General features: G+C 33.3%; 18 protein-coding genes and 1 pseudogene. 2 read left to right on the top strand and 17 right to left on the bottom strand.

What is annotated here, in order from left to right; genetic code table 11:
- Nucleotides 1–83: 83 nt before the first annotated feature.
- From DMZ48_RS14270 to DMZ48_RS18915, 16 genes are all read right to left on the bottom strand, one after another.
- Nucleotides 84–845 carry a DUF6090 family protein gene (locus DMZ48_RS14270; protein ID WP_143955835.1) on the bottom strand — a complete coding sequence of 254 codons (762 nt, stop codon included), beginning with the start codon at nt 843–845 and terminating at the stop codon, nt 84–86.
- Nucleotides 846–1,133: 288 nt separating this feature from the next.
- Nucleotides 1,134–1,670 carry a DsrE family protein gene (locus tag DMZ48_RS14265; protein ID WP_143955834.1) on the bottom strand — a complete coding sequence of 179 codons (537 nt, stop codon included), beginning with the start codon at nt 1,668–1,670 and terminating at the stop codon, nt 1,134–1,136.
- Between the two features lie 731 nt (nt 1,671–2,401).
- Nucleotides 2,402–2,842 carry a hypothetical protein gene (locus DMZ48_RS14260; RefSeq protein ID WP_143955833.1) on the bottom strand — a complete coding sequence of 147 codons (441 nt, stop codon included), beginning with the start codon at nt 2,840–2,842 and terminating at the stop codon, nt 2,402–2,404.
- Nucleotides 2,843–3,331: 489 nt separating this feature from the next.
- Nucleotides 3,332–3,880, bottom strand: a complete 549-nt coding sequence (locus DMZ48_RS14255) for a hypothetical protein (protein ID WP_143955832.1) — start codon at nt 3,878–3,880, stop codon at nt 3,332–3,334.
- A 166-nt stretch (nt 3,881–4,046) separates the two neighbouring features.
- Nucleotides 4,047–4,442: a hypothetical protein gene (locus tag DMZ48_RS14250; RefSeq protein ID WP_143955831.1), complete on the bottom strand. Its 396-nt coding sequence runs from the start codon at nt 4,440–4,442 to the stop codon at nt 4,047–4,049.
- 162 nt (nt 4,443–4,604) lie between these two features.
- Nucleotides 4,605–5,126, bottom strand: a complete 522-nt coding sequence (locus tag DMZ48_RS14245) for a hypothetical protein (protein WP_143955830.1) — start codon at nt 5,124–5,126, stop codon at nt 4,605–4,607.
- Between the two features lie 239 nt (nt 5,127–5,365).
- On the bottom strand, nt 5,366–5,986 hold the full coding sequence (locus DMZ48_RS14240) for a hypothetical protein (protein WP_143955829.1): 621 nt from the start codon (nt 5,984–5,986) through the stop codon (nt 5,366–5,368).
- 238 nt (nt 5,987–6,224) lie between these two features.
- Complete coding sequence (locus DMZ48_RS14235; RefSeq protein ID WP_143955828.1) at nt 6,225–6,776, bottom strand: hypothetical protein; 552 nt, start codon at nt 6,774–6,776, stop codon at nt 6,225–6,227.
- Nucleotides 6,777–6,944: 168 nt separating this feature from the next.
- Nucleotides 6,945–7,088, bottom strand: a complete 144-nt coding sequence (locus DMZ48_RS18655; RefSeq protein ID WP_162558727.1) for a hypothetical protein — start codon at nt 7,086–7,088, stop codon at nt 6,945–6,947.
- A gap of 4 nt (nt 7,089–7,092) precedes the next feature.
- Nucleotides 7,093–7,341, bottom strand: coding sequence for a DUF4844 domain-containing protein (locus DMZ48_RS14230; RefSeq protein ID WP_242009217.1), 249 nt, complete (start codon nt 7,339–7,341; stop codon nt 7,093–7,095).
- Between the two features lie 44 nt (nt 7,342–7,385).
- On the bottom strand, nt 7,386–7,928 hold the full coding sequence (locus tag DMZ48_RS14225; protein WP_143955827.1) for a hypothetical protein: 543 nt from the start codon (nt 7,926–7,928) through the stop codon (nt 7,386–7,388).
- Nucleotides 7,929–8,078: 150 nt separating this feature from the next.
- Complete coding sequence (locus DMZ48_RS14220; RefSeq protein WP_143955826.1) at nt 8,079–8,291, bottom strand: hypothetical protein; 213 nt, start codon at nt 8,289–8,291, stop codon at nt 8,079–8,081.
- A 5-nt stretch (nt 8,292–8,296) separates the two neighbouring features.
- Complete coding sequence (locus DMZ48_RS14215) at nt 8,297–8,749, bottom strand: FEKKY domain-containing protein (protein ID WP_143955825.1); 453 nt, start codon at nt 8,747–8,749, stop codon at nt 8,297–8,299.
- A gap of 825 nt (nt 8,750–9,574) precedes the next feature.
- Nucleotides 9,575–9,973: a hypothetical protein gene (locus tag DMZ48_RS14210; protein ID WP_143955824.1), complete on the bottom strand. Its 399-nt coding sequence runs from the start codon at nt 9,971–9,973 to the stop codon at nt 9,575–9,577.
- On the bottom strand, nt 9,954–10,412 hold the full coding sequence (locus DMZ48_RS14205) for a hypothetical protein (RefSeq protein WP_143955823.1): 459 nt from the start codon (nt 10,410–10,412) through the stop codon (nt 9,954–9,956). Before DMZ48_RS14205 ends, DMZ48_RS14210 begins: the two co-directional genes overlap by 20 nt.
- Before the next feature lie 90 nt (nt 10,413–10,502).
- Complete coding sequence (locus tag DMZ48_RS18915; RefSeq protein WP_422395441.1) at nt 10,503–10,853, bottom strand: transposase; 351 nt, start codon at nt 10,851–10,853, stop codon at nt 10,503–10,505.
- Between the two features lie 191 nt (nt 10,854–11,044).
- On the opposite strand from DMZ48_RS18915, the pseudogene DMZ48_RS18910 reads away from it, so the two are divergent.
- Nucleotides 11,045–11,233: pseudogene (locus tag DMZ48_RS18910) on the top strand (hypothetical protein); the annotation flags it as partial.
- A 102-nt stretch (nt 11,234–11,335) separates the two neighbouring features.
- Here DMZ48_RS18910 and DMZ48_RS14195 read toward each other — a convergent pair.
- Complete coding sequence (locus tag DMZ48_RS14195) at nt 11,336–12,067, bottom strand: hypothetical protein (RefSeq protein ID WP_143955822.1); 732 nt, start codon at nt 12,065–12,067, stop codon at nt 11,336–11,338.
- A gap of 181 nt (nt 12,068–12,248) precedes the next feature.
- On the opposite strand from DMZ48_RS14195, the gene DMZ48_RS14190 reads away from it, so the two are divergent.
- Nucleotides 12,249–13,304, top strand: a complete 1,056-nt coding sequence (locus DMZ48_RS14190; RefSeq protein ID WP_143955821.1) for an IS110 family RNA-guided transposase — start codon at nt 12,249–12,251, stop codon at nt 13,302–13,304.
- Nucleotides 13,305–13,474: the final 170 nt, after the last annotated feature.

Genomic DNA, 13,474 nt, shown 5'->3' with positions numbered 1-13,474 from the left:
AAATGAACTTCACGTTTTAATCTTTTAGTTGAAGTTTAGTATTTTAAATCTACCGGGCAGAATGTTTAATTCTTTCCTGATTATTACCCCTTAATATTTTGTTTTAATTGTTCAATGATGGTTTCAGTTTTTGCCTTCAAGGGCAAATAGAAGGTTTTGTTTAAGTTAATAGAGGCTACAATAAAAAGGTAAAGATTACTTTCAAATTTTGGATTGGTGAGAAAAGCAAAATCATTGTTTGCAAATCTACTTGGTTTAACATCCACCAGAGCATCATCAATTAAATCCAAATGTCTTCTAAAATTACCATTATTTATAAAATAATTATGGGTGTTGTCTCTCATTGTAACAACATAAGTCTCCTGATTTTTAACGAGCTCGTATTGTGATTGCCATTCGGAAATGGACCTTCTTAACAATTTATCAGAAAGCAATGAAAGTTTTCCGGAATTGTTTATCTCAGAAAGGGTGCCTTGATTAGGGATATACCTCGACTCATACTTAAAAGCTCCCACCATATATTGCGATAATTCCTTTTCACTAATTGTGGGTAAAGTTGGCCCGGTAAATTCCCCAATCTTAATACAGGTTTCTGCTATTTCAGCATTGGTTACAATTGTGCTATCCAGGATGATCAGATTGTCCTCAAACTCTAGTAATAATGAGTTCAATAATTGCTGTTCGGCAGCTTTATTTTTCCGGTTTTCATTCCAATTGTTAATGCTTAGAGCAATTAAAATTCCAATCACAACCAATACAATTTCTCCAATAGCGTATTTAAGGTATTTACGGGTCTTTCCCCTGTAGAGTAAATCCCATCGAAGTTTTCTAAAGATTGTTTTCATTGGTGAATGGTTCGATAGATTGGATGATTTTTAAGGGTATTGATTTTTTAAGGTACTTCAGGAACTAAGTGATTCATCTTTTCATCATCAGTGACTGGCCGGGCCCATCATTTTAATGAAACGGGCTTTTATTGAGGTATCATTGCTTTGTCACCAAAAAAGAGATGCTTCACATTTTTCAACACAATAAATGCGTAGTGGGCTGGACTCTGTCGATTAAATGTCAATTTTCATAATTATCCGGGGAATTACGGTTTAACCATTTATTGTTTCATAACCTGTTTGAATTCACAGTACAATGAGTCGGTAACCTTTTTCAATCAAGTCTGTAGTAGCTGTAAATCTTGACATGGCCAGTCTAACTCCCGGATAAATATCTGCGGGAACAAGATTTTGTTTCATCATAGACTGACCACAAACAAACACTTGTATTCCATTTCTTAAGAATTCGTCCAGTAAAGCACCATTAGGATTCTCCTGACTAAACCGCTTGTCGTAGGTTAGATTTGTTAACACGGCAGAAGTTGAGCCGGAATAAATAACAATGGCAATTTCAATATTTTCTTTTTGGATTCCTGCATAACGATGGAGATTATACATACGAGCCACATAATCCAGATTATCTGCCACTATATTTTTGTCCTTCAGACGATTTCCAATTTCAATAACAAATTTATATTGCTTGGTCGCATCTGGTTTTTCTGTTTCAAATGGAACAGGGATTACACCCCCATATCCCTGAATTGCCGGAAACACAATTTCCTGAGCTTGAGATAAGAGCATTGAAAAAATAATTAGGCAGGTAAGAATGATGTACTTTTTCATTAGGTTGGTGTTTTAAGTTTAATTAGAAAGAGTAAATGAATATGCAGGCCAAAAAAGAAGTTGGGGTATATTTTGGTCCAACCACTTCGGATACGCTGCAAAGCACCCAAATGAAAGTCTAACCGTACTATTTAAAGATAGCTATAAATCTAATACCAATTTGATTTTTAATGTGTTATACAATTCAAAATTGCTGTGTATTTTTTGAGTTACCAGTTTTAGAATTTGAATTGAAAATATTTCGCATTACACCTAAATGAAGAATCGTTTATTTGAACTTTATTGTGGGAATGCTATTTAGAATGATCCGGTAATTATTAGGTTGGAAGCGCTTTCATTTCAATCTTTCTTGTTTTCACAAAAGAAGCACACTCTATTAAACTTTCCACGATTCCATTTGGCCAATTCCCGGTAGTTTATGAATAAGTAGAATTCATTATAAAAAGAAAACCCCGCAAGATCTATTGATCTGCGGGGTTTGGTTTTTGGGACGCTCCCAGCGGAGAAAGAGGAACTATCCAGAATCAAATTTTTATAGCTATCATAGGGTCTACAAGGGATTGTAAATTATTTACGCACCGAAATACGCACCTGGTTTTACACATTTAGAAAATATCGATCTATTTTAACTCACTGCCTGATTATTGGGGGGGAATTATACTCTTATAGTAATAAAACAATGTTATTTTAACTATCTAGCATGTTTTAAAACGTTAAACTTTATTTTATAACTATTCACTAATCCAATTTACTTCATAGATGTATAATGATGCTTCCTTTTGTTTTAAAATGAATAACTTTAATAACTTATGTGTTAATGGCGGTATTGGTTTGAATCCTAAATCATTTTTTATAATTCTAGCTTTTGTTAAATACTCTTCTTCTTCTCTATTGTACAAAGTTTGGATATTGGCAGTTATACGATTACGGTAATTTATACTATCGACAACTTTGCCTTTAAAATGAATATTGGGGTCATATTCAAACCTTTCCTTTTGAATTAGGAATATTTGTTTTCCATCGGCAGTATGAATGATTGTATCCATAATATTTTCCAATATATAATAAATTGGCTTTTTAAATTTAGTTCCATTCTTAACTAATTGATAATAGTCATTTTGTGAAAATGAAATAGTAGTTGACAGAATAAAAATTAATAAAATGATTCTCATATCTTCTAGGCGTTAAAAACAATTTATTGGACCATTAAAGAAATTCAAATTTATGTTCTGGTTAATTCTTGATTGTTCAGAAGATGTTAAATTATCTCATGCAATTGTATTAATTCCGGGTGATAATACAGCCGGAGTGCCCTATGAGATTGGAATAATAGAATAAAATCAATAACAAAGCTCACAAAGAAGTATTTAAAATCCATATTACAAAACAACGTGGGTGACGTCTGGAACGATCACATATTTATAGCAAGTAAGTGGGTTTATTATAACTTATAATCATACAGATGCCGGTGACACTCAAAAGAGTGATCACATATAGGATGCTGAGCAAGTTATATAGTGTTGATTTATGGATGAATCAGAGCTTCATCCATAAATCAACACGCTTAAAAACAAAATGATGAAGTATTTGAAAATTTAAATATTAACTTTGGAGAAAGCGACTAATGCTTTTCATAGGACACCTTGTTGCCACACGTTTTTTTATTCAGTTAATATTTCGTTTAATATAAAATTCAAGTTTTCTTTTCCAACTTTGCTTAATCCACCATATTTCATATTCGGTGAAAATGGTTCCGATTCTATCATTCCACAACCTTCCAAACACAACCAAATCTTTCCTATTTCGTTATTTTCTTTGTTATAAAATCTCAATATATATTCCGATTCAGATAAACTCCAAGTAGTTTCTGACCAATTGAAATTACTCGGATTATTAAAAAATGTAATCAAATCAGCCTTATTCAATTGCGACACTGTTTTGTAAGTCAAACGACTCGTTAGAAAGTTATTCTTATACAGCTTAATTTTCGCAACGTGCTCTCTTGGGAATTTATATTTTCCAAATCCGAAATGCTTTTCAAACGCCTTTTCTTGTTGTTCGGTCGTTTTGTGCATATAGAATTCATTCAGTTCGTCAGTCGGAATGTGTTTCGAGTAAAATTGTCCTCTGTCAGCAATATCCCAAATAATAGCAAATCCAACTATTGCTAAAATTCCAATTACTAATAATATTTTTTTCAGGATTTTCAATTCGTGACGATTTTCTCAAATGTGTGGCAACGGTCTTGGCTATGGTTTCGTTGTGGAAAATGTCCGCAGGACTTTTCCGCCAGGCTTAAAGATAGTAAAGTTGCCTAAATAAACTGCGAGGATTACCACAGTAATGAACTATAGGAGCCGGTGTTAGCCACTTTTTTTATTTGTCATTTATTAATTCCGAATGAGTTTTTGCTTTTTGAACATCGACTTTCCATTGTCGGGTAAAGTTGTCTTGTTTCAAGTCAGAAATCCGTTCGAGTAAGAAAGTCCGAAGTTCCTCAACTGGCATTTCTTTATGCGTATTCTTAAACACAATTTTTGTTTTCCAAACATTTGGAATAAATCTTAACCAATTCCGCCATTTTTCAGTCATTTCAGCTTTTCCAATGGCTTTGTATATTTTTCCATTTCCGTCACAAAACAATTTGTCTTTATAATATTTTTCAAAAACCGATTCTTTATTTGTGTAGATATATTCATCGTAACAAACATATTCTATCAAATCTTCGTAAGTCCATTTTTCAGTCGATATGTCAATTATTGGAAACGTCATTTTTTAAATTGTGGCTAACGCCTGGTGTATGAGCCGTTGCCATTACAGTTCGTGAACTGCGTTAACTTTTGGCTCGATTTATATTCACCGACTAATGTAAGAAAATATTTCAATAGGAAAGAGGAACGGGCAGTGGCTTATACATCTTGTTGTAGTGCGTTTCTATTCTTTTTTCAATTCAAAATCCTTTATCATATCAGCCAATTTTTCCCGTCCTTTGGGAAGGCAATAATGCCAATGATTGAATTCATAAATCAATTTCTCGTCAGGTTTATATTCAGCTTCTAAGTTTTTCAAAATTTCTGAATAATCTTGATTCGTATAAATGAAAATTAATCCATGCTCATCAAAAGCTACATAATCTCCAGAGTCGGGATTCCTAATCATTAGGTCGTGGTAGCCATTGTGAAAAATTACATCTTCATGTTTTGTCATTAGTTCATGAAGTTTAGCATTACCCAATGAGCCTGAGTAGTCAATCGGATTTTTAGGGTTGTCTAAATCTCTGATTTTTATTTGAATATCATTTTTTGATTGATTTATGAACCCAGTCAACAAAGTTCTAACTCTAACTTTATCTCTCAATGAAACCACATATCTCTTATCCATTCCATTCGATTGAATCAAATGAAATGGTTCTTTGGTAAATTCCTTTGAGCCTGCTTTTATTGGCTGATTACTCATCTTCTTTTAATTGGCTACAACGGGAGTCTGCGCAATAACTAAATTTAACTCTCTGAGATACCCCTCCAAATATTCTAGTATTCAAAATAGATTTTTGCGCAGTCTGACGGTTCGTATAACCGTCAATTATCGGTTTGGTTTACTTTATTTTTCGGTTTAGAACTGACGTTAGCAATTCCGGGTGGATTCGGACGCAGTCGAATCCTCCGTAATTGCGGATACATTGTTGTATGCAGTTTTTATTGTCCATATATTGCTGCTAAAATCAAAGGAATGGCTATTAAAACGGAAATAATAGCTGGTTTTATCCAACTTCTTTTTCTGTGCAGAAATTCTTTTCCGATAAATTTATTCCAGAAATATTCTGTCAAAATTCCACCACCTGCAATATTAAAAATCAAAGCAATATTGCCTCCAATGTTTAATAAGTTCACAACAACAAGTGTAATAATCGTATATGAAATTCCAAAAATCAAAACTTGGATTCTTCCAGTTTGATTGTCGGTTTGGTTCATATTATACATTAGTAATACTGCTCCGAAAATCGTCGAGAATAATCCAGAAAACACCATAATTACTTTTCTTGAATGAAGTTCAGGTGCATTTGGGTCGTCAGTTATATTGTTTTTCTTTTTTTGTTCCTCAATAGTTTTTTCACGAGCAATTTCTTTTTTCTCTTTTTCTATTTTGATTTTGCTTTCAACAGATTCCAATTCAGGTGTTTTTCCGTTTCTTTCTTTCAGAATATGAATAGAAGCTGCGACAGCTTGTTCGTTGTAACTATTTTTGTTTTCTAAAATATATTCTAATTCCGAGTCAGTCTTATGTTGGAATTTCTCAATAAATCTATTTTCGCTCATTATTTGATTTGGTTCGGTTTTGTTGGGTCAAATTGTTTACAACGGGAGTCTGCGCAATAACTAAATTTAATTCTCTGAGATTCCCGTATTTGATTTTTTTCTCAGATACCCCTCCAAATATTCTAATATTCAAAATAGGTTTTTGCGCAGTCTGACGGTTCGTGTATGATTAGTTGCGGACTTTTCCGACAGAAAATTTCCGCCAGCAATCAATTATACACTGCGTTAGCCACTGTTTTTAATAGTGAACTGTTTTTATTCGATTTGATATTCTCCAAACTCTATCATTTTTTTCAAAGATTACGATTTCTTCCCAACCACCTTTTGGACTGTAGTAAAATCCAATTGTTGTTACTGCAAGACTATCTTCTTTTATTTCTAAAAATCCATTGAATATTATTTGGATTTTATACTCTTTGTCGGCCTGCTGGTCCAGTAGAGTTTTGCTTTTTGAATTTAGTTTGCTTTTGTCGAACTCAATTGGGCTAGTTTTGTTTTTAAAAGTTTTTATTAGTTTAATTTTTGTTGGGTCGTCCAGTCTTTCGTTTAGGTTAGGAGGAAAATTTGTCAGTCGAGGAATTGAGGTGGAGTCAATGGAAATTACCAAATTATAACTCTCCAATTCTACAGGATGGACTCTATCCAAAATCAAGTCAATGAGTGGGTGGACATCACTTTTATTTTCTGTTTTTTGGAGACTATTTTCAGTGCTCGCTTTTTCTATTTCAGTTTTTTCTTTACATCCTAGGACGAAGATTAGTATTACAGCATATGTGCAAAATTGGTTCATTCAAATAGTAGTAGTAGTTAACGCTTGGTGTATGAGCCGTTGCCATAGCAGTTCGTGAACTGCATTAACTTTTGGCTCGATTTATATTCACCGACTAATGTAAGAAAATTTTTAAATAGGAGTAACGGCCAGGCAATGGCTTATACAGCTTGTTGGCAACTAGCTTTTTTATTTACTTTCTTTTATTTCTTTATCAATCATCTTCTTTTCAGCTAAACGTTCACCTTTCCAGAAAAATCGCTTTCCTATCTTACGTAAATGTTTTCGCCATTCTGTGTCTGTCGTTAACTGACCCTTCTTTCTAGTAGACATTTTTTTAATTTTTTTTTGTCATTTCGTTCAGGTCAAAACCGTACATAAATTTATTCAGTTGTCCATTGGAACTTTCCAGTCCCACAATGTCCATTAATTCTTTAAAGTATGTACAAACTCTTTCTCGGTCTTCGGTGTCTAATTCCATATAAATATCGGCAAACCTTGAAAGTCCGATTTTAATTTTTTCTTGGTATTTTTTGTCAGTTGGATTTTCAGATTCCGCAATATTTTTATAGTCAGACGTAAGCAAACAAATAAGCAACTAACATTGGTAAAACTAAATGTAGCAATTTTTTATATTCCTTGTTGTGCATAGTTTCTTATTTTTTCGGTCAGTTTATTTTGTTGTATTTGTTTTCCGATTGAGTAAGGTATTCTACCACCCTCCACTGCAAAACCAATTGTTCTTAAATTGAATAGAATTTTATTATTCCTTGGTATGATTATCAATTTCAAACCCTTTTTATAGAATAAACTCGGTAGTAATGTTGAGTAATAGTTTGAATATTTAGTCAATGAAATATTCTGGTCACAAAAATATTTCTCAATTATTTGCCTATTCGATTCTTTATCTAGATTAGTTATAACCGATTTTATTTCTTTCTCTTTATTAAAACTTAGAAACGTCAACAAAATCAGCAGTAAGCCTGAGAGTAGTCCAATCCATTTAACTGTCGGATTAAAAGTCGTATTATCAGTAATGAAAGGCAAGTTTGGTATTCCAAATGCAAGAGTTATTAAAACAGCGGGAAAAAATCCAAAATATTTATCTTTATCAAGTTCATCAGATAAAACTTTATTAGAGTCAATTATTTTTTCTATTTGTTTTTCGGTCATCTAATTATGCACAACGGTCTTGTATAATGATCAGTTGCGGATTGGTTAAAAATTAAGATAGCTAAAATAACCAACTTTTATGCTTGCGCGGTTGTGTCCGCAGGGCACAAAGCCGCAATTGTTGTTATACGTTGTTGTAAAACGTTTTTACTAACGATTAACTTTTTTATTCTTCGTTGCCCACTTTTTAATATTATAATTTAAAGTTGGATATCCTAATCCGCCTAAGATCATTCCTATTGGCATTCCAATTATGGTTCTCCAGAATTCTTTTGGATTTCTTTGATAATCCGGTAAATAAGCCCAATATAAGAATCCAGCAAATAGAATTACAAGAATGGATATAATTATAAATTCAGTCATTGTATTTAATTTTTTCGTTTGTAATTGCGTTTCCATTCCTTAAATCCGATTACGTCATCTCTAACTTCATTTATCCATTTTTTTTCTTTTGTTGAGCTTAAGTGTTCAAATACAATTCTATTGTAAGCAATTATTATGTCATTTTCAGGTCCAGTACAACCAAATTCGTAAAAGTAAATTCCGTATTCTTTTTCAAATTGTGGGTCAGTAGCAATTATAGTTGGTGCAACGCCGCCCATTAGCAACAAAAATGGATTTCCGTTTTTAATATCCAATTCCGCCATTTTTTCAGCTTCTTTTTTGTCCGTAACAAAAATCAGTTTAGAAGTTCCAGAATTATTTAATTGCTCATCACTCAATTCTCCGATTCTTGAGAATATAACAGTTTCTTCTCCGTCTGTTTGAGCATTCAAAGTGAATGTCAAAATTCCGAAAAATAGCTTTAATATGAATTTCATACGGTTCTCTTAAATGTTTTACAACGGTTTTGGTTATGGTTTCGTTGCGTGAAATGTCCGCAGGACTTTTCCGCCAGGCTTAAAGATAGTAAAGTTGCCTAAATAAGCTGTGAGGATTACTGCAGCAATGAACTAGGAGCCGGTGTTGGTATACGTTTTTATTTTTTAGGTTCATTGTTTTACAATTCCGAGTTATTTGCCCATTTTTTAAGTCTTTCGTCAATTGATTTAAGTCCGAAGAAACTTGCTAAAAGTCCAATTGGCATTCCGATAATACTTCTAGTAAATTCTTTCGGTTTTCTTTTATAATCTTGATAATAACCAAAATAGATAAAAGCTTCGAAAAAAAGTTAAAAGAATGATATAATAAAAAATCCAATCATATTTTAGAAAGAGCCGTTGTTAATATATAATCCAATAATTACCGCAATGCAATGAATTCCGAGTAAGTAATATTTCCAGTTCGGTTTGTTATTCAGAATCAGAGCATAAGTCGGAATCTGTATGATTGCTAGTAAAATTCCAACAATTCCGATTTCGTTTTTGAATTCCGCAATTATCATTGTGAAAGGGTAAATCAGTTTCGCAGGAATATAAGTTCCGTGGCCTCCTCCAGCCAAAAATATAGTCAGAAACAGTGATAGAATTGTAATTATTATAGTTTGAACGATTTTCATTTCAAATGGATGCCAATGGCTTCGGCTATGAGTAGTTGCGTGGTTTAGCACTTAACTTTACAAGCCTGCCTGTCGGCAGACAGGTACACACCAAGCTGAAAATCCTCGAGTCCCGCACGTGCGGGAAGAAGTAGGCGAGAACAAGCAATTACTTATAGGAGCCATTGTTGTAGCACGTTTTTATTTTTGTTATCCAGTTATTTTTGTTTTCAACAATATCACTGGGCAATTCATTAATTTCGTTCTGTTCAATTTTCTCTAAACAAGCCGATAATTTAGATTTAGTTCCACTAATTTGTAGAATTTCATTTTGGTCTAGTTTTCCAAATTCCAATGTTATAAACGACGACCAAATTCCAACATGATATTGATATTCGATTATAAATTCAGGGAAACTTTGAAGTCCAATATCTCGTATTATTTCTTTTCCAAGTTCAATAATTGCTTTGTACTCGTCAGAGTCAGATTTACTAAAGTCAAAAGGATGAATTCCTAATGAATAAAGGTTTTTACATCCGAATAGAAAATCAGTCGTTTTGGTGGCCATCTACAATTGTAATTTTATCTACAGTTCCATCATAAAGATTGAATACAATATATGGTCCGTTTTCAATTTTTATTGTCAACGAATCTTTGTCAATTCCATTTTGCGCTTTCCAATTCAGTTGCAAGTGATTGACAAAGCTGATTATTTTATGAATTTTACTTTTAGATTTGATTTTAAAATTTTCAAAAAGAGAAATATCATATTTTTTATATTCTAAATTGGGAAACTCAAATGGCTTTTCAATCAGTTTAAATTCTATTGACATTTCATTAATTATGTCATCAGTAAATCCATAGCGATATTCTCCGTAATGTATATAACCGTAATTTTTTTCTCCGCTAACATTTGTTGGCTTTCCCAAAATCGAATATAGTTCGTCGATATTCATTCCCATTTTTACTCCATTCAGAGTTTTTCCTCCTTTTAAAAATTCAATCATATTTCATTATGCGATTTTTTTTTCAAATGTGCCTAACGGGAGGCTGCGCATCAACCTCATTTTGGACTAAAATAAGTGTTTCGTTTGGATTTACGGAAGTATTACAGACGTTTTAAAGAATTTTCTTTCTACACTGTCTATATTTTTCAATAAGTTCAAAGTGCTTAAAATGTGCTTAATTGACTTATTTATAGTTGTATTTTCAAGGAAAAGTTCTTTGAACCTTTCTTTTATTCTTTCTGGTCCCCAAATGGCTAAAAGTCTTTTAAGATTATAGCTCATCATGATAAGATTTACTTCAGTTAGTACGTGTTGTTTCCCCTTTACCAAGGTGTAACTAAAATCCCATTGTCTTTTTAATGTTCCAAACTGGTGTTCAGTAATCTGTTGCCTTAGTCTATAAAATTCCGGGTTATTTAAATTAGTTTTGTTTTGTGCTATTATTCACATTCCCGTTACTCTGGCAGTGATACCGTCGATCGTATTGGCATTTTCTGTGATGGAGAGTAACACCTATGCCATTATTTTTATGGTATATATCGTGTTGATCTTTTTGCTTGACAATTTTTAAAGCCTATAATGTTGGCTAAAGGATTAAAAACCCCAACGAAATTAATATTTTTAGGGGCTATACCATTGGAATCAAGCAGGCCAATAAGTGCATGCAGCTATCGGCGTTTGCCTATAACCTTAAAAAGTACCTGAAATTCATTGAAAAACACAGTAAGAGTGGGGCGGTAAGTCTTCAGTCTATTATTTCTCAATTTAAAGCTGTTTTTAAGCCCTATATTACCCCATATAATTCCCTTGAATTAGGATGATAAATAACTATCAAAAACAACAAACGCCCTTAAAAAGGGCGCTTTTATATCATCTTTCTGAAAATTATAGACTTGTGCAACGGTTACCAGTGTTACCTACAGTTATTTTTCGTTATGTCTTTCATATTCCAATTTCCATTCTTTATTTGCAATCTCATAAATCATAGTAAATTCAACTCCTTCATCTTTGATTTCAAATTCAAGTTCGATAGATTCTTTACTTTGATTAATTTCGATAAACTCAATATAGAATTTTGGCAAATCAGTTGTTTTAAATCCTAATGTTTTATTTCCAATTTTAAAATTAGGAAAGTTTAATTCATTTAACTCAAAATAAGGTTTAAAAATCAATCTTCTCTCAGGAAATTCTTCAAAATGAAAATAATCAACAACCTTGGGATTTGTAAAGGCAGAATCTAAAACAGCTTTTAAATCCGATATTGATTTAGTGTTTTCAGGTTTTGTTTGGGGAAATTTGAAGTTCCGTTTATTAGAATTTAGAAACTCACTATTTCTCGACTTGCAATAGTCATATCTCATTATCAAGTCAATTATGCAGGAATCTTTTTCAATTAGCATTCTCCTTTTAACATCCAAAGTTCCTATTCCAGTTTTTTTGGCATTCAGATAAACTGTATCTCCCTTGATTTCGTACTTTCCTTTGGATTTTGTAAAACCGAAATGACCTGCAGTTACATATTCAAAATTTCCATTACCATCAAAAATATAACTCCAATTAGTTGAAGCCCAATATCCAGAATAATTTCCTTTTAAATTTTGTCCAAATACTAATGAACTAAATGTTAGAAGAATTATTAATATGTTGTTTTTCATAATTGTAGGTAACGGATTGGCTATGATTTCGGCGTGGAATCGTCAGCAGGACTATTCCGCAGAGAAATCAAGCTGGTTATATGTTTTTCTTCTCGGTTTTGCACTATCGCCACGCTGAATTATAGCATCTATGTAAAAGCAGCTTGTCGAGTATCTTTAAAGTTCACTAAAACTTATAGAGATGGAAACACAACAAACTGCTAGTGCCAAGTTATTCATTGGAATCGACATACACAAACGTAGTTGGAAAGTTCATTGCAGTACAGATCTTTTTGCTGGTAAATCTTTTAGCATGCCTCCGGATGCGTTGCAATTAAGAACTTTTGTTCATAAACATTTTCCTGATCATGAAGTGAGTACCGCTTATGAAGCCGGATGTTGTGGTTATTCAGCACACTGCAGTTTTATTTCGTTTGGATGGAATTCCCTGGTTGTAAATCCGGCAGATATTCATCGCAAAGGCAAAGAGCGGTTTACCAAAACGGATCGCATTGATGCTCAACTTATAAGCCGAGAGCTAAAGGATGGCCGTTTGGAGAGTATTGAGGTACCTGATACACATCGGGAGGCACTGCGGAGTTTATTTCGCCGACGCAATGATTTAGTGAAAGATTTCATACGGATTAAGAGCTATATCAAAATGCAGTTATTGTATTTCGGCATCAAGGTCCCGGAACATTTTGACAACGATCATTGGAGTCATGATTATAGAAAATGGTTGGATGAAATGGTATTTGAGTATCCTATTGCAAAGGCAAGTTTGGAAAGCCGCATGCGCTATTTTCGTTTTGTCGATGAGGATTTACGATTGGTTAGCTGTCAGTTACTGGCCTATTGTCGAAAACATTTTAAAAAGGATTATTACTTATTGAAAAGTATACCGGGAATCGGAGGAATTGTAGCCTGTGGGATACTAAGTGAGCTGGGTGATTTAAGAAGGTTTTCCAGCGTCAAACATTTGGCTGGATATGTAGGCTTGGCTCCAGGAGTTTATCAAAGTGCAGAAACCTATAGGGTGATGGGGATGACCCCACGAGCCCACCGCTTACTGCGATCCTATTTCATAGAGGCATCCTGGCAGGCCATACGTACCGATCCGGTGATGCAGGCATATTACCGGAAACATTATGGTAAAAATGTGAAGAGTATTATTGTAAAGGTGGCCAGAAAGTTATTAAGCCGAACGCTGGCAGTAATAAAAACAGAAACACCTTATCAGATTGGAGTAATAGAATAAAATCAATAACAAAGCTCACAAAGAAGTATTTAAAACCCATATTACAAAACAACGTGGGTGACGTCTGGAACGATCACATATATATAGCAAGTAAATGGGTTTATTATAACTTATAATCATACAGATGCCGGTGACACTCAAAAGAGCGATCACATATAGGATGCTGAGCA

Origin of the sequence: Robertkochia solimangrovi (assembly GCF_007279655.1) — a bacterium.
Taxonomy (GTDB): Bacteria; Bacteroidota; Bacteroidia; order Flavobacteriales; family Flavobacteriaceae; genus Robertkochia; species Robertkochia solimangrovi.
This window is presented reverse-complemented; position numbering and strand designations above follow the sequence as displayed.

Coding starts and splice junctions, on each gene's coding strand:
- DMZ48_RS14270 (WP_143955835.1), bottom strand. CDS start 845: ATGAAAACAATCTTTAGAAAACTTCGATGGGATTTACTCTACAGGGGA.
- DMZ48_RS14265 (WP_143955834.1), bottom strand. CDS start 1,670: ATGAAAAAGTACATCATTCTTACCTGCCTAATTATTTTTTCAATGCTC.
- DMZ48_RS14260 (WP_143955833.1), bottom strand. CDS start 2,842: ATGAGAATCATTTTATTAATTTTTATTCTGTCAACTACTATTTCATTT.
- DMZ48_RS14250 (WP_143955831.1), bottom strand. CDS start 4,442: ATGACGTTTCCAATAATTGACATATCGACTGAAAAATGGACTTACGAA.
- DMZ48_RS14245 (WP_143955830.1), bottom strand. CDS start 5,126: ATGAGTAATCAGCCAATAAAAGCAGGCTCAAAGGAATTTACCAAAGAA.
- DMZ48_RS14240 (WP_143955829.1), bottom strand. CDS start 5,986: ATGAGCGAAAATAGATTTATTGAGAAATTCCAACATAAGACTGACTCG.
- DMZ48_RS14235 (WP_143955828.1), bottom strand. CDS start 6,776: ATGAACCAATTTTGCACATATGCTGTAATACTAATCTTCGTCCTAGGA.
- DMZ48_RS18655 (WP_162558727.1), bottom strand. CDS start 7,088: ATGTCTACTAGAAAGAAGGGTCAGTTAACGACAGACACAGAATGGCGA.
- DMZ48_RS14225 (WP_143955827.1), bottom strand. CDS start 7,928: ATGACCGAAAAACAAATAGAAAAAATAATTGACTCTAATAAAGTTTTA.
- DMZ48_RS14220 (WP_143955826.1), bottom strand. CDS start 8,291: ATGACTGAATTTATAATTATATCCATTCTTGTAATTCTATTTGCTGGA.
- DMZ48_RS14215 (WP_143955825.1), bottom strand. CDS start 8,749: ATGAAATTCATATTAAAGCTATTTTTCGGAATTTTGACATTCACTTTG.
- DMZ48_RS14210 (WP_143955824.1), bottom strand. CDS start 9,973: ATGGCCACCAAAACGACTGATTTTCTATTCGGATGTAAAAACCTTTAT.
- DMZ48_RS14205 (WP_143955823.1), bottom strand. CDS start 10,412: ATGATTGAATTTTTAAAAGGAGGAAAAACTCTGAATGGAGTAAAAATG.
- DMZ48_RS14195 (WP_143955822.1), bottom strand. CDS start 12,067: ATGAAAAACAACATATTAATAATTCTTCTAACATTTAGTTCATTAGTA.
- DMZ48_RS14190 (WP_143955821.1), top strand. CDS start 12,249: ATGGAAACACAACAAACTGCTAGTGCCAAGTTATTCATTGGAATCGAC.